The organism is Alloprevotella sp. (assembly GCF_057240785.1).
On the sequence record NZ_DBHHRH010000011.1, the window covers coordinates 52,905 to 79,332 of the forward strand.

General features: G+C 46.7%; 12 protein-coding genes. 8 read left to right on the forward strand and 4 right to left on the reverse strand.

Translation table 11 applies throughout. The features are described from left to right. Window positions 1-140: 140 nt before the first annotated feature. The 3 genes from ACO4R2_RS03110 to ACO4R2_RS03120 all read right to left on the reverse strand — a co-directional run bounded on the left by ACO4R2_RS03110 (window position 141) and on the right by ACO4R2_RS03120 (window position 4,353). Entirely contained in the window at window positions 141-548 is a 408-nt protein-coding gene (locus ACO4R2_RS03110) for a GxxExxY protein (RefSeq protein ID WP_311490581.1), read from the reverse strand. A 144-nt stretch (window positions 549-692) separates the two neighbouring features. Next, window positions 693-3,545 carry an excinuclease ABC subunit UvrA gene (uvrA, locus tag ACO4R2_RS03115; protein ID WP_484769123.1) on the reverse strand — a complete coding sequence of 951 codons (2,853 nt, stop codon included), beginning with the start codon at window positions 3,543-3,545 and terminating at the stop codon, window positions 693-695. Between the two features lie 100 nt (window positions 3,546-3,645). Further along, window positions 3,646-4,353 (reverse strand): T9SS type B sorting domain-containing protein, encoded by a 708-nt coding sequence (locus ACO4R2_RS03120; protein ID WP_315091809.1) that lies wholly within the window; start codon window positions 4,351-4,353, stop codon window positions 3,646-3,648. Between the two features lie 1,007 nt (window positions 4,354-5,360). On the opposite strand from ACO4R2_RS03120, the gene ACO4R2_RS03125 reads away from it, so the two are divergent. Continuing rightward, entirely contained in the window at window positions 5,361-10,910 is a 5,550-nt protein-coding gene (locus ACO4R2_RS03125) for an alpha-2-macroglobulin family protein (protein WP_484769124.1), read from the forward strand. 1,129 nt (window positions 10,911-12,039) lie between these two features. Here ACO4R2_RS03125 and ACO4R2_RS03130 read toward each other — a convergent pair. After that, complete coding sequence (locus ACO4R2_RS03130) at window positions 12,040-12,627, reverse strand: septal ring lytic transglycosylase RlpA family protein (RefSeq protein WP_311490577.1); 588 nt, start codon at window positions 12,625-12,627, stop codon at window positions 12,040-12,042. A 467-nt stretch (window positions 12,628-13,094) separates the two neighbouring features. Here ACO4R2_RS03130 and ACO4R2_RS03135 point away from each other — a divergent pair, with 467 nt between their 5' ends. From ACO4R2_RS03135 to ACO4R2_RS03165, 7 genes are all read left to right on the forward strand, one after another. Beyond that, the gene (locus ACO4R2_RS03135) at window positions 13,095-14,012 is read left to right on the forward strand and encodes a helix-turn-helix transcriptional regulator (protein ID WP_484769125.1); all 918 of its coding nucleotides are present in this window, start codon (window positions 13,095-13,097) and stop codon (window positions 14,010-14,012) included. Window positions 14,013-14,222: 210 nt separating this feature from the next. Then, complete coding sequence (locus tag ACO4R2_RS03140; protein ID WP_311490575.1) at window positions 14,223-14,504, forward strand: hypothetical protein; 282 nt, start codon at window positions 14,223-14,225, stop codon at window positions 14,502-14,504. 106 nt (window positions 14,505-14,610) lie between these two features. Then, complete coding sequence (gene gpmI, locus ACO4R2_RS03145) at window positions 14,611-16,146, forward strand: 2,3-bisphosphoglycerate-independent phosphoglycerate mutase (RefSeq protein ID WP_484769126.1); 1,536 nt, start codon at window positions 14,611-14,613, stop codon at window positions 16,144-16,146. A 171-nt stretch (window positions 16,147-16,317) separates the two neighbouring features. Continuing rightward, on the forward strand, window positions 16,318-19,362 hold the full coding sequence (locus tag ACO4R2_RS03150) for a beta-N-acetylhexosaminidase (RefSeq protein ID WP_484769127.1): 3,045 nt from the start codon (window positions 16,318-16,320) through the stop codon (window positions 19,360-19,362). A gap of 1,252 nt (window positions 19,363-20,614) precedes the next feature. Beyond that, window positions 20,615-23,593, forward strand: coding sequence for a SusC/RagA family TonB-linked outer membrane protein (locus ACO4R2_RS03155; RefSeq protein WP_484769128.1), 2,979 nt, complete (start codon window positions 20,615-20,617; stop codon window positions 23,591-23,593). Window positions 23,594-23,613: 20 nt separating this feature from the next. Next, entirely contained in the window at window positions 23,614-25,098 is a 1,485-nt protein-coding gene (locus tag ACO4R2_RS03160; RefSeq protein WP_484769129.1) for a RagB/SusD family nutrient uptake outer membrane protein, read from the forward strand. Between the two features lie 30 nt (window positions 25,099-25,128). After that, window positions 25,129-26,388 (forward strand): hypothetical protein, encoded by a 1,260-nt coding sequence (locus ACO4R2_RS03165; RefSeq protein WP_484769130.1) that lies wholly within the window; start codon window positions 25,129-25,131, stop codon window positions 26,386-26,388. The last annotated feature ends 40 nt before the right edge of the window (window positions 26,389-26,428 follow it).

Consider the following 26,428-nt stretch of genomic DNA (forward strand, 5'->3'; position numbering starts at 1 on the left):
AGGGAATACGAATTTTACGAATTAGGCGAATGGAGCGAATTTATTTTATTATAAAAGGTTTCATTATTTCTAAAGTCATAAAACGAGGTGTATTCTGCGAATATAACGAAGTTGTATAAATTTTACCAAATAGGACCTTCTTATTTTATGATTCCATGGATGATTTTCTTGAAATCAAGGGAGCTTTCGCCAAAATTGATGAGGAGTCCACAATTTTTATTGGTTGCTTTGAGATAATTCATAACTTGTGCATGGTGTTCTGGTGCCAGATTTTTTGTAGCCTTTATTTCTACAATGATTTTATCGAAGCATAGAAAATCTGCTACATAGTGTTTTTGAAGCGTAATACCATTATAGTTTATTCGGAGTTCTTTCTGCTCCTCAAAAGGGATTCCACATTTTTTCATCTCAATGGAAAGGGCTTCTTGGTAGACTCCTTCCAAGAACCCACAGCCTAAGATGCTGTGTACAGTCATTGCAGCTCCCACTATTCGGTAGCATTCTTTCCAATAGATTCTATCGTCCTTCTGAAGAAGCAATGTTTCCATTTTTTGTGTATATGTATTTCGTTTTATAGTGAAAGCGTTTTCGCCCCAAATTGCAGAACTCCGTGCATTGGCGTAATCCTGCTGATATAAACATCTTTCGAAAAATTCGAAAAATTCGAAAAATTCGTGAAATTCGTGTTCCCTTTAGGACTGGCTCTTATTCGCCTTTTTCCCGCTTTCCAATTCCTCCTTCAGAAACTTCGCGGTGTACCCTTTACCTTGTTTCACGACTTTTTCGGGAGTGCCGGTAGCCACTACACAGCCACCGCCACGGCCGCCATCGGGCCCCATGTCTATGAGGTAGTCCGCCGCCTTGATAACGTCCAAGTTGTGCTCAATCACGATGACCGTATTTCCACGATCCACAAGACGATTCAATACGTCGAGCAGCACGCGGATGTCCTCGAAATGAAGCCCCGTAGTAGGCTCGTCGAGAATGTAAATGGTCTGCCCCGTATCGCGCTTGCTCAGTTCTGTTGCCAGTTTAACACGCTGACTCTCACCACCAGAGAGCGTCGTGCTGCTCTGCCCCAGTTTGATGTAGCCAAGGCCTACGTCCTGCAACACCTTTATCTTGTGCAGAATCGTGGGTACGTTCTCGAAGAACTCCACCGCGTTGTTGATTGTCATGTCCAGCACGTCGGCAATGCTCTTACCTTTGTAGCGCACTTCAAGCGTTTCGCGGTTGTATCTCTTACCGTGACACTCCTCGCAAGGCACGTAAACATCCGGCAGGAAGTTCATCTCGATAGTTTTGTAGCCATTGCCCTTACATGTCTCGCAGCGACCGCCCTTCACATTAAAGGAAAAACGCCCCGGCTTGTAGCCGCGCATCTTAGCCTCGGGGAGTTCCACGAATAAGTTGCGAATGTCGGAGAATACACCCGTATAGGTTGCCGGATTAGAGCGTGGCGTGCGTCCCAGCGGACTCTGATCCACTGCCACCACCTTATCCACATTGTCGATACCCTCCAGCTTTTCGTACTCCAGCGGGTTGCGCAGAGAGCGGTAGAAGTGTTGCGAGAGGATAGGTAGGAGCGTGTCGTTGATGAGCGTAGATTTTCCCGAACCAGAAACGCCCGTTACGCAGATTAGCGTACCCAGCGGAAAATCTACTTTAACGCCTTTCAGATTGTTACCCTTTGCCCCGATGAGGCGCAGCGTCTTTCCATTGCCTTTCCTGCGCTCGACCGGAATTTCTATGGCGCGTTGACCGTTCAGATAGTCCGCCGTCATGGTGTTGCGGTGCAACATTTCTTTCGGCGTACCCTGATAAACCACTTCTCCACCCAGTCGGCCAGCGCGTGGCCCCATGTCTACGATATAGTCCGCCGCCAGCATCATATCCTTATCGTGTTCAACGACAACTACCGTGTTGCCGATGTCGCGCAGCTCTTTCAGAGAATCAATCAAGCGCACATTGTCGCGCTGATGCAAGCCGATGCTCGGTTCGTCAAGGATGTAGAGCACATTGACCAATTGCGACCCGATTTGCGTAGCCAAACGGATGCGTTGGCTCTCTCCGCCCGACAGTGTCATCGTGGCGCGCGACAGCGAGAGGTAGTCAAGTCCCACGTTGAGTAAGAACTTGAGGCGTGTGCGTAGTTCTTTGCAGATTTCGTGCGCAATGGACGCGTTGCGTGTGTCCAAGCGTTCTTCTACACCATCCAGCCATTCGTAGAGCTGACTGATGTCCATGTGGCTCAGTTCTGAAATGTTCTTGCCATCGATGCGGTAGGAGAGAGCCTCCTGGTTGAGGCGCTGGCCGTGGCAGGTGGGGCACACAGCTTCGCGGGAGAACTGCTCCGCCCACTTCTGTGCCGCCGCCGTCATCTCAGCATCGGCCATTTGGCGGATATATTTCACCAATCCATCGAAGTCCACATAATGGTCGTCCGTTGTATGCATGATGGAGCCTGGAATATGTAAGCGCTCCGTTGTCCCGTTGAAGATGTCGTCCATGGCCTCGTCGGGAATCTCCTCGATGGGAGTTTTCAGTGTGCAGTCGTATTTCAGTAGTAGCGCTTCAATCTCCCAGAAGATAAGCGCATTACGGTATTTTCCCAGCGGAGCCAGACCGCCATCGCGAATACTGAGTTTCGGATTGGGAACTACTTTCTCGCGGTCGATCACACTGATGTAGCCCAGTCCCTTACACTTCGGGCAAGCACCCTGTGTAGAGTTGAACGAGAAGTTGTTAGGAGCAGGTTCACGATAGGAGATACCCGAAACAGGATCCATCAAGAGTTTGGAATAGTAGCGTGCTTCGTTCGTGGCGTTGTCCAGCACCTGAATGAGACCTTGTCCTTGTTGCATCGTGGCGCGAACACTCTTTTCCAGTCGCTCACGATCCTTTTCTTGCACCGCCAGTTTGTCCACCACCACTTCTATGTCGTGGTTTTTGTAGCGGTCCACTTTCATGCCGCTCACCACCTCTTTCAGTTCGCCATCTATGCGTACCGTGAGAAAACCCTTTTTGCGGACACTCTCGAAGAGTTCGCGATAGTGTCCCTTACGGCTGCGCACGAGCGGCGCAAGCAGATACACCTTGTGGCCTTCATAGCGTTCGAGAATAAGGTCTACTACCTTTTCCTCCGTATATTTCACCATCTTCTCACCACTCACATAGGAGTAGGCCGTACCTGCTCGCGCAAAGAGCAGACGCAGAAAATCGTAGATTTCCGTCACCGTCCCCACCGTAGAGCGGGGATTCTTGTTCGTCGTCTTCTGTTCGATGGAGATAACTGGGCTGAGTCCCGTGATTTTGTCCACATCCGGGCGTTCCAGATTGTCGAGGAAATTGCGAGCATAAGCCGAGAATGTCTCGATATAACGCCGCTGACCTTCGGCGTACAACGTATCGAAAGCCAGCGAACTCTTGCCCGAACCGCTCAGGCCTGTGATGACACTGAGAGAGTGGCGCGGGATGCGCGCATCTATATTTTTCAGATTGTGGACGCGAGCGCCCCATACTTCTATCCAATCTTGCTGATCCATGTCTTAGGATTGTTTTCTCTTTGTTTTAGTTTGCTGTTTGGCAGAATTGTCCGCCCGTTGTGTTTCTCAAAGCTATTTGGGCCTTTCCCGTTTCTGCCCCTTATGGGGTTACGCCGCTTGTTCCCTCTTGGTAACCACGCAGCAGGTTGATGGTCTTTCGGATGTTGTAGTTGCGGCCGTCCGCTCCCTTAGCTTGAATATGGAGGAAGTAAGCCCCATCGGGCACGTCGTTGCCGTTGCTCCTGCCGTCCCATCCCTGCGTGATGTCGGTCCATTCAAACAGCTTTTTTCCCCAACGGTTGAAGATCATTCCTTTGAAAGAAACAATACTCTGGTAGCTATCCTTCACCTTGAAAATGTCGTTGATATTGTCGCCATTGGGAGAAAAGGCATTGGGAACTTCTAACTTAGACTCTGAAATGGAAATCTTGAAGGGCGAATCCATCTTATACTCGATGGTGTCAGTGCCCTGCACAAAGGAAACAATCAGTTCCACCGAGTAAGACCCACTCTTATTGAACGTATATTCCGTATTTTCATCGTAACGAATCAAGAAAGGAGCTTGTTCTCCTTCCTTTGTGAAGCGCCATTCATAAAGCGCGGTGTAGCCTCCTAAGTTCTGCGGCTGTGCCAAGAATTTGGCTTGCATCGGAGCATTGCCGTTATAGTCAGTAGCTTCTTCGTTTTCCATTTTGTCACCCGTCACTCGCATGATAGGGTTTGCTGTAGGCTGAGAATTATCTGCAAAAACAGTCATTGGGAGACAGCAGAAAATGGTCAACAGAGCAAAAAAGATGTTTCGTACCATAACCTAAATGATTTATCTTGCAAAGATACTAAAAAACTTTGTCCGTTCCGAGTATTCCCTTTCCCTGCAATAGTAGTCCCTCTCTTTCTTAGATTTTTTAAGAAGTTTGGGGTAAAAAGGTCTACAATGTTTGTTCTGCTGAATATCTCTAAAGCTTTTGTGTGCCTTTGAAACTCTAAAAACTGTCTGATAACTTTACAATCTCTTTTCTCCTTCTAGCTCACCGAAGAGTATCTCCTGCTCTTTTCTTCCCTTATTTCCCACGTTCTTTTCTCGTTTCTTTCGAAAAAACTCTTTGTTTTGTACTTCATTTTGTGCTGAAAAGCCATTTTTCGCTTAAAAACACTCTTATTTTTGTCCTTTTCATCGAAAAATACAATAAGGAAATTCTTCGATCTCCTTATTGTGTCAGCCAGTACAATAAGCGCGTCAGCTGGCATCCTTATTGCATTTTCGAACACGCTTATAATGCCTGTCTTCAGCTGAGTAAAATTCTCTAAACTTCTTTTTCATTTTTGAATTTCAAACGATTTTCGGTATCGAAAAATGCGATATAACTTGACATTGTTGCTTTCTCTGAATGCATATAAAATAGTACAGCTTCTCAAGCTAGTTCATTCCGATCGATTCGCCTCATATCCTTGCAATTTTGTTAAAGAAAAAGAACACAAACTTCCATGCAGAAGTTTGTGCTCTTGGTTCATTGTCTGTTACAATGTTTGTGTTGGTTAATGGAGACAAAGGCTCGTACCTTTGACGCGCTGCAAAAGTAAACAATTTTAAGTGAAAAACCAAAAACGCTTATTACGTTTAACAAAAGGAGGTCTCAACCCTCAAGGAATCACTTCTTGCTGATACAAGAAATAAAGTGAGCTGACTCTCTGCAGATGCTGCTTATCGACACAAAATGAATGCTTTTTGTTTTTTTATAAGTCAAAAGTTGTAGGAAAGGTGTAATAATTGTTAGGTTTGCATTATTAAAGCGAAAAAACAATCTACTCACTATAATGAAAAAGATTCTATTACTTATGTTTTGTTCATTCTTCTCTCTCTCCGTCATGGCTCAAACTTATGAAAAGATGTGGGCCAATGTGGAGGCGTATGGGAAGAAAGACTTGCCTAAATCCGCGCTGGCCGAAGTCGACAAAATTCGGCAGAAAGCCATGGCGGAAAAGAATGATGGGCAGCTGCTCAAAGCCATGCTTACAGCACGAATGCTCCACGAGGAGGTTTCTCCCGATTCGGGGAAAGTTGCTGTAGAGCAGATGGAGACTGCGCTCGCCCGCGAAACTCGTCCGCTCCAGCGCGCAATGTGGCAAAATGCTTTGGCGCGCTATTTCGCTGAAATCACGGGCTATGATGAGAGCGACACGGTGGCCGTTCGCAAGCGCGCCGAATATCTTCGAGCATCGTTGGCGGATATAGATCTCTTGGCACGTGCTGATTATCGGCCCTATCTTCCTGTGCTGGAAGAGGGAAAAGATAGCAAGTACTATCACTATGATCTCCTTCATGTGCTTTCCAATATTCAGGGACGCATTTCGCTGGCTATTCCTGAGGAAGAATCTGCACAACTCTTGCAGCGCATTGCCGACTACTACACCGCGGCTGGCAATCGAGAGGCTGCATTGCTGACGCGTTTGAATCGCTTAGACTTTGTTGCTACCAATTCGTCTGAATCGCTGACAAAGAACCGCCATTTCATCGAGCTTATGAAGATGAAGGAAGAGTATAAGGATTTGCCGCTGAATGTGGAGACCTACAAAAAACTTGTATCGCTTACGGGTTTTAATAGTACTGATGACCGAGACTCCATCTTTTATGATTTGGCGCAAGAAGGTATCAAACGCTATGGCAAGATGAAAGAAGCGAACGAGTTGCGCAACGTAATCGGGGAAATGATAACTCCATTTTTCTCTATAGAGAACATAAAAGGCGTAGTATATCCCGATGAAACCGTTAAAATAAAGCTCTCTGTCCGCAATCGTACAACTGCAAAAGTTTGTATGTATCGTTTGAATAAAACGGCCAAAGATGTTTATAATAACGATATAGAGGCAAAGGATCTGAAAGGTTTGCAGGCTCTAAAAACCTATGATCTGACTTTCCCCAAAGCTGCGCCTTACAGGGAAGTGAAGGACTCTCTTTCTTTTAGTTTTTCTGAACCGGGCATCTATGCGCTTGCGCTGGTGGAGAATAATAAGCCCGTCGAGACGAAGTTAATCCATGTTTCGCGCGTGTTCCCTGTGAAGTTGCCCTTGCCTGATGGCCGCCAACGCATCACTTTTGTCGATCGCAAAAGCGGTACGCCGCTCTTGGGTGGAAAGCTCGTAATCTTCACGGGAAATAATGATGTGTTGCAACAGAAAGAGGCTTCTTCTCCCGATGAAAAGGGAGATTTCTATGTGGCACGTTATACTCATTATAATGACTTATATTTTGCACAATATAAGGATGATGCCTATTATCCGCTCTCTAATCTATATGGATTTGCTCAGTATGAAAAAATAAGAAAACATGAAATCACAACTCATGTCTTTACCGACCGAGCTATTTATCGGCCAGGACAAGAAGTGAGTGTTGGCGTGTTGGCTTATCAGCGTGATGAAGACTCCACCAAAGTGCTTGCAGATGCAGAAGTGCATATCACATTGAGTGATGCCAACTGGAAAGAGTTGGAAACACTGAAGCTAAAGACGGATGCAATGGGCGTTGTCAATGGCACGTTCCGTCTGCCGGAAAATACCTTGTCTGGTTGGTTCCATATCAATACAGTTATCAATGGACATGGTTGCGGTTCGTCGGAATTCCGTGTGGAAGAATACAAACGTCCGACCTTTGAAGTGAAGCTCGAAAGCCCCCAAACGAAGTACGCTTTGGGAGATACAGTCCGAATGCAAGGAACGGCACTTACCTATACCGGACTTCCTGTGCGAAACGCCCTCGTCCAGTTTACGGTGAAACCATGGTCGTGGATAGATGAAGACCTAGAGGAACAAACCGATACCGTAAAGACCGATGAATACGGCCGTTTCGTCTTACCAGTAGTACTTACTTGCGACCCAGAAACTCGGAATGAGGGTGACTTCAACTACTATCACTACACCGTTGAAGCCAATGTGACCGCTGAAAATGGCGAGACCGAAACGGGCACAGAAACACTCTATGCGTCCACGCGTGCCAGTTGGCTCGAATCAGATTGGCCTTCTTCCATCTGCAAAGAGCATTTGAAGAATGTGAAGATTGAGTTGCTGAATGCTGCACGTAAGACATTGGATGGTGAAGGTACTGTAGATATTGCTGGTATTGCGGGAAATGTGGCTCACTTCTCCTTTAAGTCAGGTCAGAAGTTTACGCCCAATGATTTGCTCAATCTTCCTTCGGGCGAATATAAGCTCACGGCAAAAATGGAGGGAGCTGAGGATTTGAATGTTCAATTCCTTCTCTTCTCCGAAAAGGACACTCGCCCAGTAGGTAAGGATATTTGTTGGTGGTACGTTCGTCCCAACGAAGACGGCAGTGAAGCTTTCGTTATGCTGGGTTCTCCTCGCAAGGATGTTACAGTCTTCTATGACGTAGTAGCAGGTGCGAAATTGTTAGAAACTCGTCGTATTAAACTCGACGATTCCATCGAACATTTCAACCTTAAATACAAATCAGAATATGACGAGGGTGCGCAGGTAAGTTTCTTCTTTGTGCAGGATGGCGAACTCTATTCTCATAGTCTCCGTTTGAGCAAACCAGCGCCTAATAAGCAACTCAATCTCCAATGGTCCACTTTCCGCAGCCAGTTGTTGGCAGGACAGAAAGAAACCTGGAAGCTCAAGATTACACGCCCCAACGGAGCGCCCGCTGATGCTTCGTTGATGGCTTGCCTTTATGACGCCAGTCTCGATAAGTTCCAACCCAACAAGTGGGACTTTGAGTTGGATTTCTTCCGCAATATTCCGACGCCTAAGTGGACATCAGCTTACGAAGGAACGAAAGATCTTTATTTTGCGAAGGATCTTGTCCGTTTGGATGAAAAAGATCTTGATTTCACAGTATGGAATCAAAATCTTTTCGATGAGTATGCAACCAATTATATGGAGCATTTTACAGATCGTGTAGCTGGAGTGAAAAAGGTTAGGTTGATGAAAATGGAAGAGCCTGTTATGGAGCTGAAAGAAGTTGCAGTTGTGGGCTATAGTGCATCTAAGAAGAACGCTGATATGGCTGAGGCAGACTCTGTGGCTGTTGATTCTGTTGATGAAGACAAAGCTCTCACCATTCGCTCCAATTTTGCTGAAACGGCCTTCTTCAAGCCTGCACTTCGCACGGATAAGAACGGCGAGGTGGTGCTCACCTTTACGCTACCGCAGAGCTTGACAACGTGGAACTTCATGGGTTTTGCTCACGATGCCGCAGTGAACTACGGCTTGCTCACGGATGAGATTGTGGCACGCAAGGACTTTATGGTGGAGAGTAATACGCCGCGCTTTGTTCGCGAAGGCGACCGCTTCACAATTCCAGTTACTGTACGAAATCTTTCCGAACAGGAAGAACGTGGAAAGGTAATGTGCGAGTTACTTGATGCACGCACGGAGAAAGTCGTGGCTACTAAAAAGGCCGATTTCATCGTAGAAAAAGATGGCGAGAAAGCACTTTCTTTTACGTTTGATGCTACGAATGATTATCCCGTTTTGCTCTGCCGCATCATAGGCGAAGGCAAGAAGTTTAGTGATGGCGAAGAAAAATTGATACCTGTCTTGGCCGATCGCGAGCAAGTGATAGAGACCGTGCCGTTCTCTATGACGGAGGCAGGCACGAAGACGTTGCAACTCGACACGATTTGGTCCAATTCATCGAAGATTTCAGATCGCCGTCTGACGATAGAACTTAGTTCTAACCCCACATGGTATGCCGTTTCGGCTCTGCCAGTGCTTGCCAATGCAGAGTGCTTCAGTTCTCCATCATGGGCAGAACGTTACTACGCTCTCTCCTTGGCAAAATATATTGCGGACAAGAATCCTGAGATTCGCAAAGCTGCGGAAGCTTCCACTTCAACAGCGTGGGCAGAGGTGCTGAAGAAAAATCCAGATCTCAAGCAGATGTTGCTCAACGAAACGCCGTGGGTGAATGCTGCTGATGAGGAAGCCGAGCGCGCCTCTCAACTCGCTACGCTCTTTGATGAGAAAGCCAACGCCGACAAAATAGCTTCGGCGATGGATATTCTTTCCGATATGCAGCGCAGCGACGGCGGTTGGGGCTGGTTTGCAGGAATGCCGTCCAACCCCTTTATCACATCTGAAGTTGCCACACTCTTGGCGCGTGTTCAAGTACTTAATAATGTTTTTCCAGCACAAAGCAATCTGCAGCGCGCTATGGACTATCTGAAAAACGAGATGGCGAAGCGTGTGAAAGAAATGAAGGCGGAAGAAAAGAGAACCAAGCAAACTGTGGAGGCCGACGAGCTGACGTATCGCTATCTCTATTTGTGCGCGATATTAGGTATGGATATCGATGCCGATGCAAAGTATCTGCTCGATAAGATAGCTCGCCCCGATTTCAACCTCACGATGTACGGTAAAGCGATGTCGGCTATCACTTTGGCGAAGTTGGGAAAATTTGCAGCCGCTAATGATAATATGGAGAGTTTGCTCGAACATACCGTTCACAAAGAGGGAATGGGCACTTATTTTGATACAGATCGTGCTCAGATGAGTTGGAACGCCTATCGCATTCCTACGCAGGCTGCCGCCATAGAAGCCATGGTTCAGTTCTATCCTTCCACAGACGAACGACTGCAACAAATGTGTTTGTGGCTGATGCAGGCCAAACGCACGCAGATGTGGCCCACCAGTCGCGCCACAACTGACGCGCTCTTCGCTCTTCTTATCAACGCGAAAAAGACTTCAACTGTGTGCAATCTTTCCGAAGATACTCCTCTATATTATACGCTCCGAAAAGGAAACAATATCCTCGCTGTCAACGCTAAGAGTCAAGCTACTGAGCCGAAGGGCGTGGGCTACTTCCGCCAGAGCTTTGACAATCCGAAACAACTCAGTGCCGACAATATCCAGATTCGTAAAACGGGTTCAGGATTAGCATGGGGCGCAGTCTTCGCACAGTACACAGTGCCCGCTTCCGATGTGAAAGCCACCGGCAAAGGCCTGTTCGTGGAACGCCGCTTTGAGGTGCAGCGTGGCAAGCAGTGGCAACCCATTGCTGAAGGAGTGATGCTGAAGAAGGGAGACCGCGTGCGCCAAGTCTTCACGCTCCGTGCCGATCGCGATTACGACTTTGTTTCGCTGAAATCGTCTCGCTCTGCCAATCTCGAACCCGTAGAGCAGCGGAGTGGTTATACCTATCGTGATGGTGAATGGTTCTACCGCGTTTCGCGCGATGCCTCCAACGAATTTTTCTTTGAGAAGTTCACCAAGGGAACACACACGTTCACCGAAGAGTTCTTCGTAGACCGTTCTGGTACTTATCACGCAGGAGCCGCTCGCATACAGAGTCAGTACGCTCCCGAGTTTACGGGAACATCAACAGGAGCAACGCTCGTGTCAGAATAGTGCGTGACTTTCACGCAACTGATTGCAGACTGCACAGATAATAGGAGAAATTTTCTTTTCAGAAATCTCTAAATCTGCGCAGTCTGCTTTTTTGTACTAACGCCTCCTGAAGCAGTATTGCACTGCAAGCGTTGAGGAATAAAGGGGTACGTGAGTAGAAATGGCTGCTGTGCGACACCGCCGGTGTCGGAGGGTAGAGAGCACCTACTCCACGGGTTCACCCTCGCTTTGGCTCGGGCATCACCCGCGGTTAAGCATAGTGTGCCCCCGCTGGGGGCAGTGAATGCATACGCGAAATCCTCTTCCGCTCTCCTCGGACGCACATCGTAAAAAGTCTATACACCTTCTGTAGAGAAGTCCTCCCACTGTTCCGTCACCATTAAGACGCAACAGAGTAGAATTACTCAAGCATCTGCTGGAGACTGGGTGAAGCATGGAGCATCTTCACCTCCTTCCATCTCTCACATCATAAAATTCTGTACACAATCTGTAGATAACTCCATCCACACATTGGCTACAGCGGACGCAGCAGAGTTGAGTTACTCACGCCTCCGGCGGAGGCGCACTATGCTTAACCGCGGGTGACGCCCGAGCGCAGCGAGGGAGAACCCGTGGATAGGAGGCAACACTATATACCGACGCAGGAAGCGTCGCACTGAAATCGTTGAGGGGGTATTTATTCCTTTCTCTCCTCTCTACAAAAAACTCTTTTTTTGTTGTCACGTCGTCACGCACATAAAAGATACGTTTTCAGCGATTTGTACTCAAAGTGTGACAACGTGACGATGTGACAACGGAAAAATGAAAAGCAGGAGAGAGGGCGAGGTGTATAATGTTTAGCTCTGTTGGTGGAGGCGTAGATACAATAAGGGCGTGGGTTGACAGAATAAGGATGTCAGCTGATAGGCTTATTGTATCTGAAAACGCGATAAGGATATTTGCGATGACATATATTGTACTTGTCCTTTTTCTTCATGAATTTTCTCAAAAAGGCTTCAGAAGCTTCACTGAAACTTCATTGGGTGATGCTTTAGTGGAATGTTTCATTATATGTGCAGTGTTCCATCAAAAAAAGCCGCCGAGGATAGCTCCTCAGCGGCTTTGCTTTTGTGGGTTGAATAATGTTCTGTTACTTTTTAGCCTTAGCGGTCAGTTTGTTGTCAAGCACTCGCCAGCGTGGTTGCTGTTGCTTGGCTTTGGCCAGATAGGCTGCGCGGCGCTTTTCAGCTTCGCGCTGTTGTGCTAATTGCTTAGCAGCTCTTTCTTTTTCGTTCCATTCTGACATACTGTAATAGTTGCCAGTTTTAGGATCGAGAAGTTGGAGTTCGGGTAGGGTGTATTCTTCAATAACTCCACCTCCTACTTTTGTTACTTCTACGCTGGCTGTTCCTTTGCCTACCATGTCGAGTTGTTTGGCAGCAGCTAAGGAGAGGTCCACTACACGTGACTTGGAAAAAGGTCCGCGGTCCGTTACTTTTACAATGACTTCTTTGCCGTTGCTCAAGTTGCGCACTTTCAGCATAGTTCCGAAGGGGAGAGTGCGATGCGCGCAGGTGAGACTGTCTCTGTGGTAGACAGAACCATCGCTAGTGCGATGTCCATGGAGTGAATTGGCGTAGTAGCTCGCTTTACCGCCTTTTAGGTTTTGTGCTTTTACTGTGAAGACTAAAGCCGAAAGAGAGCAGCATGCGATAAGTAGTAAGTTTTTTAAACGCATATTTATTTTTTTGTCACGAGGAGAGGGATAGAGGAACAGAGGTAATAAAAAGGAAGCAAAGGCTTCGACTAAAATAAATGATAATTACGCTCGTGATGTTCCTTCTTCGACCTGTGGACTGACTTAGCTCTTTTCAAGCTGCAGAAGAAGAGTCTTACCATGCTCTTGCGCTGCTTTGCACCAGAATCTTCAGTTGAAATTTCAACCTTAGTGAAGAAGGTGTCATCAGTACCTCGTGAGGTTTCACGGCCGCAAAGATACATCTTTTTGTTATAAAACAAACACTTTTGCTTATTTAATCATTCCATACTTCTTTAGTGAGAGGGTAAAAGAGTATTAAAATGAAACTTTTGCTAAATCCGCTATCGCGCGCCCCGTGGGGCTTTCGGCGAAGTGAGCATAGATATTTTTCGGTGAAACAAAAAAAGAGTTAATTTCGCAGATGCAACTAATTATTGTAGTTTGAAATGAAGCAAGAAAAGTTTGATAGACAATTACGTTTGATGGTTCTTTTGGCTCGAAACACAGAGTTAAGTGTGGATGATTTAGGTGAGCAGACAGGTATGAGTCGCCGCACCATTTATCGTTATTTGGAGGCTTTTAAAGATATGGGCTTCGAAGTGGAAAAGAACGGTTCGCACTATCGGCTCGGTCCTTCCTCTCCTTTTTTCCTCGAAATCTCCAGTTTGATACATTTCACTATTGATGAGGCCGTCACGATCAATCAAGTTCTCAATTCGGTCTACAACAATTCGCCCCAAGTGCGCCATTTGCGCGATAAGTTGGCCGCTCTCTACGACTTTGACGTTCTGGCCAATCACGGTATTGACGCCCATATAGCGCGCAATCTTCAAACGCTCTATCAAGCAGCACGCGAAGAACGCCTCTGCTTGTTGCGCGGCTACACCTCACCCCATAGCGGCCGCACGGACGATCGCCTTGTGGAACCCTATATTTTTCTTTCGGGCAATAGTGAGGTGCGCTGCTTTGAAGTGCATACGGGGCAGAACAAAACTTTCAAAATCAGTAGGGCTAAAAGCGTTGAACTCCTCGATCTCAAATGGTCGCACAAGCGTGAGCACGCGCCATTCTATACTGACCTCTTCCATTTCAGCGGAGAGAATCGCAAGCGTGTGCGCCTACTTCTTGGGGCTTTGTCTGCAAGTTTGTTGCGTGAAGAGTTCCCGTATTCCGAACAGCAAATGGAGCTTCAGCCTGATGGTCGTTATTTGCTCGATACGCAGGTGTGCAGTTATAAAGGTATAGGCCGTTTCGTTTTGGGTCTTTATGACGACATAGAAATTTATCGAACTCCTGAATTCAAAAAATACTTGGAGGCGCGTGTGGCTGAACTGGCTGAAAAGATTGCTTCAAAGAAAGGGTAAGTCGATCACCTTGTCTTTTTGATTCCTATTTTATATATAAAATTAAGTAGAAGAGGGAGTGAAATCTTCCCAATAAGAGGGGCGAAGTTCAACTCCGACTCCTTCTTCAAAAAAAACTTCTAACTTTTAACATTCTGAATTCCGGAGTGTCACAGGCTGTCACGATTTAATTGTTCCTTTGCAGCAGAAAACAATAACACAGTATTCGTTATGAGCAAAAAGGAAATGGCTTTGAACGCCTCACAATCAAATTTAGAAAAGTCGCTTGTTGTTAGAAGTGTAGAGTTTTTGATCGCTCTCTACAGTTGGGCACTCGGAGAAGATATCAGTGTGAAACAAATGCTCCACCTTCTCAATCTTCAGTTGGCAGTTTTTGCCCTATTGCTTCCCGTGTGTGCCCATCCTTTCTATTATGTTATCGCGCTCGCTTGGCTTGCTTCGGCTTGGTGCGGTTGTAAACACGCCTTGTCAAATCTGCTTCACGAAGATTAAAAACGTTGTAAGCTGCAACTTTCCATATTATTTAATTGGTAGTCCATTCAGAATGAAGTACTTTTGCCATTCAGAAAACAACAACTTAAAAATATAAGATATCATTATGGCAAAAAAAGCTCTTTTGATGATTCTCGACGGCTGGGGCATTGGTCACCACGACAAAGGCGACGTTATTTTTCAAACCCCGACGCCGTTTCTCGACAGTTTGAACGCCCACTATCCCCACAGCGAATTGCTCGCCAGTGGAGAGAATGTAGGTTTGCCCGATGGCCAGATGGGCAACAGCGAGGTGGGGCACCTCAATATCGGTGCTGGACGTATTGTATTCCAAGATCTCGTTAAGATCAACCGCGCCATTGCCGACAATTCCATCATGCAGAACGCGGAAATCGTTCGCGCCTACTCTTACGCGAAGGAGAAAGGTTGCGGACTCCACATCATGGGCCTAACATCCACCGGTGGCGTTCACTCTTCTCTCGACCATCTTTTCAAACTCGTTGAGATTTCAAAAGAATATGGTGTTGCTGATAAGACTTATGTTCACTGCTTCATGGACGGCCGTGATACCGACCCAAAGAGCGGTGTGACATATATCGATGCGCTCACCAAGGAGTGTGAGAAAACAGGTGCACATGTGGCTAGCATCATCGGCCGTTTCTATGCGATGGATCGCGACAAGCGTTGGGATCGTGTGAAGGTGGCTTACGATCAGCTCGTCAATGGAGTGGGGCGCAAGGAAACCGATATGGTGAAAGCTGTTGAGGATTGCTACGCTCGCGACACTGAAGACTTCAAAGATACCGACGAATTTATGGAGCCCCTCGTTAATGCCAATGTTGACGGTCGTATAAAAGAAGGTGACGTTGTCATTTTCTTCAACTACCGCAACGATCGCGCTAAGGAGCTCACGCAGGTTCTCACGCAAGAAGATATTGCTGAAGCAGGAATGAAGACAATTCCTGGTTTGCAATTCTATTGTATGACTCCCTACGATGCAAGTTTCAAAAACGTGCATATTATCTTCCCCAAAGAGAATGTGGCTAACACGCTGGGCGAATATCTCAGTGCGAAAGGACTCAAGCAGCTCCACACGGCAGAAACTGAGAAGTACGCTCATGTGACGTTCTTCTTCAACGGTGGACGTGAAACGCCGTTTGAGGGTGAAGACCGAATCCTCGTTCCCTCTCCCAAAGTGGCCACTTACGACCTCAAACCGGAGATGAGCGCCTATGAAGTGAAAGATAAACTCGTTGCTGCGATTAAAGAAAACAAGTACGACTTCATCGTGGTAAACTTCGCCAATGGCGACATGGTGGGACATACTGGTGTTTACGAAGCTATTGAGAAAGCCGTTAAGGCTGTTGATGCTTGCGTGAAAGAAGTGGTGGAAGCTGCTAACGCCACCGACTACGAGACTATTATCATTGCCGACCACGGTAATGCAGATCACGCCATCAATGATGACGGCACGCCCAACACGGCACACTCCCTCAATCCCGTACCTTTCATTTATGTCACGAAGAATCAGCATGCTAAAGTCACCAATGGCGTTTTGGCCGATGTGGCTCCGAGCATTCTCCATATCATGGGTCTTGAGCAGCCCGCAGAGATGACGGGTAAGGATCTCATTGAAGACTAATCTTTGAACTTTTGCTCTTTTGAGCACCTTTATAAAGGGAATTTCCTGTAGGATTCTATCCACGGAAGTTCCCTTTTCTTTTTATCTGTAGGCGTTTCGTGTCACTTTGCTTTGTATGGTTTGTGAAAAGATTTAACTTTGCGGAGAAATAATACCTAAACTATATTTTTCATGAAACGTATTCTATTGTTATTTTTCGCACTGATGCTATTGTGCCCCTTTGGCGCAGGTGCAGAAAATTTTGTCAACCTGACGCCGAAGCCCAAGCAAATGACGGTGGGCACTGGGACACTGTCGCTTCCCACCAACTTCAGTATTTGCGTGGCAGGTTTACCCGATAGCATCAAAGCCGAAGCTACCAATTTTGTTGAATTCCTCAACGGCAAGTCGGGATTGCAGGTGAAGACTACCAACAAAACCTCTGGCGCACAAATAGTGTTGTCGCGCTATGATGGCACACTCGATCCCGAAGGCTACAAACTCGACATCACAACCAGTGGGGTGAAACTTCAGAGCAACACCACCGCAGGTTTCTTCTATGGCCTGACCACGCTGAAGAAACTGATGCCCGCTTCGGTTCGTGCAGGTGTAGCCGATGCCAATCTGACCGCTCTGCCTCTCCCCGTTGTCAGCATCACGGATAGTCCTCGCTTTGGCTATCGCGGTTTTATGCTCGACGTTTCTCGTCATTTCTTCGACGTTGATGAGATTAAGAAAATACTCAACGTGATGGCCGACTACAAGCTCAATCGTTTCCATTGGCACATCACCGACGACCAAGGTTGGCGTTTGGAAATCAAGAAATATCCCAAACTCACCACCATTGGTGCCACGCGTGAAAACTCCTATCTCACTGATTTGAAGCACGGCCCTTATTGGACGAATAAGCAGGACGGCCCCTTCTTCTACACCCAGGAACAAGTGCGCGAGGTGGTGGCTTATGCCAAAGCACGCCATATAGAAATTCTCCCAGAGGTTGATATGCCCGGTCATATTGTTTCGGCATTGGCTGCCTATCCCGAATTTAGCTGCTGGCCCGATGGAGAGCACAAGATTCCTCTCCAAGGTGGTGTTTATACGGACATTCTCAATGTGGCCAATCCCAAAGCTGTTCAGTTCGCCAAGGATGTTATGAAAGAAGTGATGGAACTCTTCCCCTTCGAGATGGTTTCTATTGGTGGCGATGAATGTCCCACTAACGCTTGGGAGCAGAATGCCGAGTGCAAGGCTTTGTATCAGCGTGAGGGGCTCAAGAGCTATCGTTGGTTGCAGAGTCGTTTCATCAAGGAGATGGCCGATTTCATCAAGCAGCACGGACATAAAACAGCGGTGTGGAATGAAGCCATCACAGCCAAAGATTCTGAGCTCGATAGCATCAAAGCTGCCGAGGTCACTGTTATGTGCTGGCATCCCGCTGCGGCTTCTGCCATTCAGGCTGCCAATATGGGACTCAACAATATCGTGACTTTCTACGGCCCTTATTATATCAACCGTAAGCAGAGCAAAGCTCCAGATGAGCCCAGCGGTGCGGGCGATGGGTCCGACAATCTGGCTGCTACCTACAATGCCGAAGCTGCGCCCAATAGTCTAACTGCTGCTCAGCGCAAGTACTACACCGGTGTGCAAGGTTCGTTCTGGACAGAACACGTTGGTACAAACGACTATCTCGAATACCTCGCCCTGCCGCGTTTGCTGGCGATTGCCGAAGCAGGTTGGACAGAGCCGAGCGCAAAGAACTACAATAATTTTGTACGTCGCATCCAGGCCGACACAACCTATTTGAACTTAGCAGGATTCACCTACTGCCGCCGCGATCTCACTACGGCTTCTGCCACGGATATGGTGCTGCCGCGTGTGTCGAACGATACCGTGCACCACTACTACCAGTTGCAGACGCGCGCCACCGATGCTTCTCGTCAGGGGCGCAGCATAGAGCTCCTCAGCAGTGGGTCTTCGCTCATCTCAACCTATGCAGCAAAAGGCGCGCAGGCAAATCGTCTTTGGACAGCCCCAACGGCTGCTAAAGGAGATGCTAACTACGATTATCAGCTTTGGGCTTTCGAGCAGAGTCCTACAGCCCCTGGTAAATACGCTTTGGTTTGCAAGGCTTTCCCAAAAGGCAGTTTGAAGCAGAACCCAACGCAGCAGAGCAACACGGGACGTTGGGACTACGACACCAATGCAAAGCACTATTGCTTCGAACTGGGCAAAGCAGGCTACGGTAAAGATGGCAATAGCTATTACTACACCATCAGTTCCGACCAAGTGGGCGGATGGTATCTCAATGCCAGTATGCCAGGGCAAGGTTTAGCCGTTAATCTTTGGACGGATGCCGCTTCGGGCAATGGTGGTTTGTGGAAGTTTGTGGCGGTGGATGCTGTTCAGGGTATGGAAGCCCTGACGGATGCCCTCTCCGATGCTTCCAGTCTGCTCAACAAAGTGCAGACTTATGCAGCAAAGAAAGAAACCGGAAAGTTCAGTGCAGCCGCTAAGGCTGCACTGGCTGCCGGTATTGCTGAAGTGGAGAGCGAACTGGCGCGTGGAAACACCGACGTGACGGCTCTCAGCAAGCGTCTCTCCGATGCTGTCAATGCTTTGTGGGCTTCTTTCGGTTATCTGGAAGAGGGACAGCAATATAGAATACACAACAATGTTGAGGCTTTTAGCGGATTGGTATTGGCCGACCTCAATACGGATGCTTACCTGCGCTATTCCTTTCTGCCGACCGACACAGTAGGCACTAAATGGCAGATTGTTTCGTCTACAATCAATGCCGACCACAGCCAAACGGTTCGTTTGCAGAATGTCTCTACTGGCCGTTGGTTGCTCTCAGCTTCCGCCACGAATCTCGGAAAGATAGGCTATGCCGTGCGTATGGCTCCAGGGCGTTCCGGTGTTACGTTCGCTTTCAACCCCACTACGCAGGATTATCAAATCAGCATGGGCGGCCACAATTTCTATCCCGTCCCACAAACCTCCACTGCTCTGCCAGGTATCATTGGTGCGGGTTCGGTTTTGGAGCATAAGCCGCAACCCATCCGCCCACAAGGCGCAGCGTGGATCATCGAGCAAGTAGACAACAATACTACAGCCATCAATACTCCCTCCGTGACAAACCCTGAGCGCAAGACAATTTACGACCTTGCAGGTCGTCGCGTTCAGCACCCTCAAAAAGGCCTTTATATAGAAGGACGTAAGAAAACGCTACATCTTTAAGTTAAAGCAGACAATATTATGACGCCTTAATCGCCTTCAGCCACTCACGGTTGAAGGTTTTTTCATTCTTTTTATCATTAAACCATTGCTGGATACTCAAGAGAGAGTAGCGTTTTTCCTTCTTGTGTTTTCAATAATCATTATAGTTGTCCGCTAATATCCTTATTGCGTTTTCAGATACAATAAGCCTGTCAGCTGACATCCTTATTCTGTCAGCTCACACCCTTATTGTATTGGAGCGCACGATAAAACAATCCGAAAAAGCGTATGTCGTCTCCTTCTCCCTGTGTTTTATTTTTTGTTGTCACGTTGCTACGTTGTCACACTTTGAGTGTAACTTGTTGAATATATATATTAAGTGTGTAATAACAGTGTGACGGTAAAATATTATTGTCACCTTGTTGTCACGCCTATAAGTCTCTGTTTGTCAGACCGTTGAATATCTCTGTGACAACGTGACAACAAAAAAGAGTTTTTTCTTGGTGGAGAGATGGATGATACTTTCTCCACGCTTTCAGTGCGGCGCCGCCGGCGTCGGAGGTTGGTACTGTCCACTTTTCCACGGGTTCCCCCTCGCTTTGCTCGGGTATCACCCGCGGTTACGCATGGTGCGCCTCCTCCGGAGGCGGTTCTGTGTGGATGCGAGAGCAGAGGTGAGAGCGCTTTCTTTATTACTATTTAGGTGTTCCGTAATCTTTTTCTTTTGTTAGAAGAATCTCCTTGTGGTTTTTGCTAAAAATAGAGTTAAGTATAAGTTTTTTTGACGAAAGCAGAATAAAAGCGAAGTCTAAAATAGAGCATTTGTAAAGCTAAAAGAGGAATGAAACTATTAAAAAGAGATATAAACCTATCAAAAAGGAACTTTACTGAGAACGGAAAAAGAGAGAAGTAAAACTTTTTTAAGGCTAAAAATGCCAAGCTCGCCTTTCAAATATACTTGTTCAAAAAGTCGGAAATCAAGGAAAATGCGGGTCATTGTTAAAAAAATGCTCAAAAAACTAATTTTTATTTGGAAGTTAATGAAAAAGATGTACATTTGCAAAAAGTCAGTTTTACTTCGACTTTGCTTCCACTCTGTTTTTATGGGTGATGCAGTGAGGTGGTAGATGAATATTCTAAGTGAGTGTATTTTGAGGAAAATGAAAAGTAGTAGGGGAAAGTGAACTCCTTGCTTCCATGCTTCGTTTCTTTATCTTAAGATACTAATACATTAACAACATTGTATATTATTGTTTAATTTAATGGTTATATTATGAACAAGAAGTTAGTGCTTTTGTCTGCGTGCTTGCTTACAGCAGGTTCAATGACTGCGCAGAAGCGCGTGACTGGTCATGTTGCGGACGCAAACGGAGAACCCGTAGCCGGTGCAACTGTTCGAGTTCAAGGAACTAAGATTTGGACGCAAACCGACACCAACGGTAATTTTACGCTGTCCAGCGTTCCTTCTTCTGCAAAACAGCTTGAGGTCTCTTACGTTGGTATGGAAAAGCAAAGCGTGAGCGTTGCTGGCAATATGAATATTGTTCTCAAGGACAAGCAGATGCTCGAGGAAGCTGTTGTCGTAGGTTATGGTACTGCTAAGAAGTTGGGTACGGTTGTTGGTTCTGTAACGAAAGTTAGTTCCGACAAGATCGAAAACAAACCTGTGACTACTGCTCTCGATGCTTTGCAAGGTAAGGTTGCTGGTGTTCAGATTCTCAGCAGCACGGGTGATGCTGGTTCCGTTTCCGGTATGAGTACTACCGTGCGTGGTAACGGTTCTCTGAATGGTGGCAATGAGCCTTTGTTCGTTATTGATGGCTCTCCTGTTGCTTCAGATGTGTTCTACATGATGAACCAGAACGATATCGCCAGCTACACGGTGCTTCGTGATGCTTCTGCAACATCTATCTATGGTTCTCGTGCAGCCAATGGTGTTATCTATGTAACTACAAAGAAAGGTCACGCCAACGAGCGTGCCGTTGTGAAGGTAGGTCAGAGTATTGGTTGGAGCCAGTTGGCACGTCGCCAGGGCAATCCAATGAATACAGCCGAATTGCTCGAGTATCAGCTCAAGAATGGTGTTGTTTCTGCTGCTGATTATGCAAAATATAAGAAACAAGGCTATAACACCGACTGGCTGAAGTATTTCTATAAGGATTCTGCTCCTATTTATAATACAACATTTAGTGTGCAGGGTGGTGGTGATAAGACTGTTTATTATACTTCTGCTTCTTTGATGAAGAAAGATGGTCTGACACCGTATTCTGAGTTTAAACGCTACACTGTACGTACCAACATTGAGTCACAAGCTCTCGATTGGTTCCGTTATGGTGTGAACGTAGGTTTGAACTACGACGAACGTAACGTGGACTCTAATGCAAAAAATGGTTCTCTCTATGTCTGGAACAACCCTGTGTTAGGTTCTGTGCTCCTTCCGCCTTATTGGAATCCGTATGATGAAAATGGCAATAAGAAGGACTATTTCCCAGAGATAGGTGAATATAAGTTGGAGACTCTTAACAAGTATCGTCCTCGTCTTATCAACGAAGCTCGTATCACAGGTACTGCTTTCGTTCAGCTCACCCCGATGCGCGGTTTGACACTGCGTTCACAGCTCGGTGTGGATGCTTCTGATACGAGACAGACTACTAAGTTGCTCCCCACTGCTCCTTGGTTGAAAACAAAGGATGGCGGTCAGGCTAACGAATACTTCGATCGTTTTGCAAGCTTTACTATCACGAATACAGCGGAGTATAAGTTTGATGTCAAAGAAGACCATCATCTGACATTCCTCCTTGGTCAGGAAGGTATCAAGGGCACAAGCAGTGCGTTCAATAGCTACACTCGTGGTCAGAGCGATCCTCGCTTGATGGAAGTAGGTTCTGGTACGAAAGCCGAACTCCCCAATCTTTATGGTCACACGAAGTATGAATATCTCTCTTTCTTCGGTCGTGTAGACTATAACTTGAGAAATAAATACTTTGCTAACGTAACGGTTCGTAACGACCGCAGCTCTCGCTTCGGTAAGAACAATCGTTCAGCAACCTTTGCTTCAGGTGGTTTGATGTGGGACATGAAGGCAGAAGACTTCTTGAAGGGCGTTGCTTGGCTCAACGATCTGAAGTTCAAAGCCAGTGTAGGTTCTACTGGTAACTCTTCTGGTATCGGTAACTATTCAAGTCTTGGTAAGACAGGTTCTACACTCTACAATGGACATTCTGGTTGGGTGCTGAGTTCTCCTGCTAACGAGGAACTTGGTTGGGAAACGCAAATCCAAGCCAACGTTGGTTTCTCTGCTCGTCTCTTCGACCGTGTGAATCTCGAGTTGGACTACTACCATCGCACCACTAAGGACATGTTGATGAGTGTACCTCTCCCTTACACCACAGGTTTCTCTTCACAGACGATGAACGTGGGTACAATGCTGAACCAAGGTATCGAAATGCAGTTCAATGTAGACGCAGTTAAGAACTGGAACGGTCTGGATGTGAACGTTTACGGTAACTTAGCTTACAATGCCAATAAGGTGACGAAACTCTTCTACGGCTTGGATGAATGGGGAACAGATGGTACAGGTGTTCGCTATTTCGTGGGTAAGGCTGTTAGTTATTATATGCCTATCCGTGCTGGTGTTGATAAGAAGGATGGTGAAATCATGTGGTACAAGAAAGGCTACACTGGCGACGGCAATGCTCATGTGTTTGATTCAAACACGATGACGAAGGATTTTGATCAGTCAAATCTCAGCCAAGATACAGGTAAGAAGTATTGGGCGCCTGTTACAGGTGGTTTCGGTCTCACCGCAACTTGGAAGGGCTTCACGCTGAATGCTGACTTTGCTTACGTTCTCGGTAAGTATATGCAAGATAATATAGAGTTCTTCACCATGGGTGGTGGTAATATGGCCTCTTCTGGTATGAACCTTGACCGCGCAATGCTCAACCAGTGGACAAAGCCTGATGATATCACCAATGTGCCGAAGTTTGGTTATTCCAATCAGTTTGACACCTCTCTCCTTCACAACGCTTCTTTCTGCCGTCTGAAGAATCTCTCTCTCTCTTACGATTTGCCGAAGCATTGGATGGAAGCAACGAACTTTATCCGCAATGTCCGCCTAACGGCTGCTGCACGCAACCTGCTCACCATCACGAAGTGGAAGGGTGCAGATCCTGAAACCGACACAAACGTTGCTGCGGGTGCATATCCCAATACGCGTGAGTTCTCTCTCGGCGTAGAGGTTACATTCTAACATTAAACGCATTGACAATTATGAAAAAGAGTATATTTAAAGCAGCAATGTTGGCTGTTCTGGCAATGCCAGTATTCACAGCTTGCGAGCTTGACCAATATCCTACAACGTCAATCCCTAACGAACAGTCTTGGGTGAAGTTTAGCGATGCTACCAACTTCAATATCGGTATTCATTCCTATATCCGTGGTATCTGCGGTGTGGGATGGTACACTTCTGACCTTCAAGCTGACTACTATCAGCCAGGTAAGGGCTACCTCAACAATGGTGGTACAACTTACGACTGGTCGTTCACTTCAAGAGATATGGGCGGTATGTGGCAAACAATGTTTACCGCTATCAACCAAGCCAATAACTTCTTGAACAACTGTGATAAAATTCCTGTTACTACGTCCGATTCTCTGACGATGGCACAGTACAAGGCTGAAGCTTACTTCTTGCGTGCTTTTGCTTATTCACAGTTGGCTGTTCGCTATTGCGCTGACTATGATCCCGCTACAGCCGACAAGCAGTTGGGTCTGCCGCTCATCACAACGGTTGATGTTAACGCTCGTCCGGCTCGCGCAAGTCTCAAAGCTACTTTTGAGTTCATCAAGGCAGATTTGGCTTCAGCTCGTAAATACATTCAGAATACGGATCCTACGTCTCGTGAGTTGGTATCTACTCAGATGCTGAATGCGCTCGAAGCACGCGTTGATCTCTACCACGAGGATTACGCAAATGCAGTTGCGATGGCTAAGTCGCTCATCGACGATTCCCATTTCGGTTTGGAAACAACGAGAGATGGTCTCTTCTCTGAGTTTGAGAACGATGAAGGTAAAGAGTTTATCTTTGTTCCCGCAGCCACTCCGGATGATGGCGCTTCAGATTACAGCGTTTACCATAACTGGAGCTCTTCTGACCAAGCATACTCTCCCTACTTCCTGCCGAGCCAGACAACCATCGACGCTTACGATGTTTCAGACATCCGCCGTTATGCCTTCTTTGAAGTTGTGCGGGTGAAGCAAGTAAATACGTTTGCTGATAACATCTATGTGCTCAATAAGTTCCCTGGTAATGCTTCTTTGAACAAGACAGGTGCTGATGCAGAACACACATATCTCAATATTGATAAGCCTTTCCGTATAGCAGAGCAGTATCTGATTGCAGCAGAAGCATCTTACCGCTTAGGCAACACGAGCGATGCTCAGAATTATCTCAACACGCTTCGCCAAGCACGTGGTCTTGTTGCCACAACGAAGACAGGCACAGAGCTCTTCCAGTTGATCAAGGACGAATGGTTCCGTGAGTTTATCGGTGAAGGTCAGCGCCTCGATGGTCTGAAGCGTTGGGGTGAAGGTTTCTCTCGTAAGGGACAGACTATGCAGAATGGTGAGCTTATCATGCAGGCCAACAAAGACCGTAATATTGAGCTTACTGTAGATAGCAAAGATCAGCGCTTCGTTTGGGAAATCCCATACAACGACTTGCTGGCCAACAAGAACCTCCAGAAGAACTGGAAGTAATCAGCGAAAATCTATAAAAACGATACAATAATGAAACAGTATATCAAAACATTAGCTTTAATGCTATTGGTCGGATTGGGACTCACGTCCTGTCTGAAAGATGACCGCTTCGACGAAGGTGTTCAGAAGTATCAGAAGAGTCTTCCCTACGGAGTATGGAAATCTGTTGCTAGCACAGAGGGTAACTACGACTACACAGGCATTTTGACAAAAGATGCAGCAGGTAAGGACCTCTTCTATGTGCTCCGTACAGCTCGCGCTACAGCTCCTGATAGTGGCGAAGTGAAGGTGGTTATGGTTTCCCATGACGTACAGTACTCTGACTCTACGGGTATGCTCCAAGCCACTGCTCCTTCTTGCTACTTTGGCGACGGTCAAAATGGAACTAAGAAGCTGACAGCAACAGCTTATCTCGCTATCCTTCACTCATCAAAGAACTTCATTTTCCAAATGACGACGAGTGATGGTTCTACGCAGTTCCACCTCCAAGCAGAGCGCGCTGAAGCTAAGCCAACAAGTATTGCAGGTATGTGGGAAGGCTATTCTGCCGACTCTACTAAGTACTTCACGGCAAATCTTAACCCGCTTGATGCACAAGGCAAGGGTACAGGTGTAGCAGTGTTCAACGATAACGACGTGGAAGATGCCACTTACACTTTCGCTAACAATGGAGGAGCTGTGACAGGTAAGAATACACAGAAGAAAGCCGAACTCACCTACAACGACAATTACCAGCTCGTTGCAACGGTTGATGGCAAATCTTTCGTTGTCGACCCGATGGCAAGTACTTCTGAACCTGAAAACTTCAAAGCAGCTTACACAGGTAAGTTCACTACGTCTCTGTTCGGACAATCAACAGATGTAGTAATCTATAAGGGCGATAAGGGTACTGGAAACTATCTCTTCAAACCGTTTGTCCGGAATAATACTACAGGTTTTGCATTTAATTTAGCAAGTGACAACACTGTATCGTTTGATGCTAAGACAGGTAACGCTACAGGCTATACTCACTCAGAAAAAGGTCAGGTATTAGGTCCTGTATTTGCTCTTGATGCTTATGCTATTGGTAAGTCAAAAGTCCAGAGCACATACTCAAAGGGTGTGTTCACCTTATATTGCTACTATGCTATTCCTAATGTTGGCGGATTTGGTGTCTTCAAAGAAATACTCCAGGTTACAGGTCAAGCAGCCCCTGCTCAAGTAGCAAAACTCGATCTCAAGCTCCGCAGTAGCAAGCCTTTCGGCTTCAACGGAACACTGCAACGCAACGTTCAGTTGTTTGCGAAGTAAAACGATTAGAAAGTAAAAATCTATAATCCCTCTTCAAAGG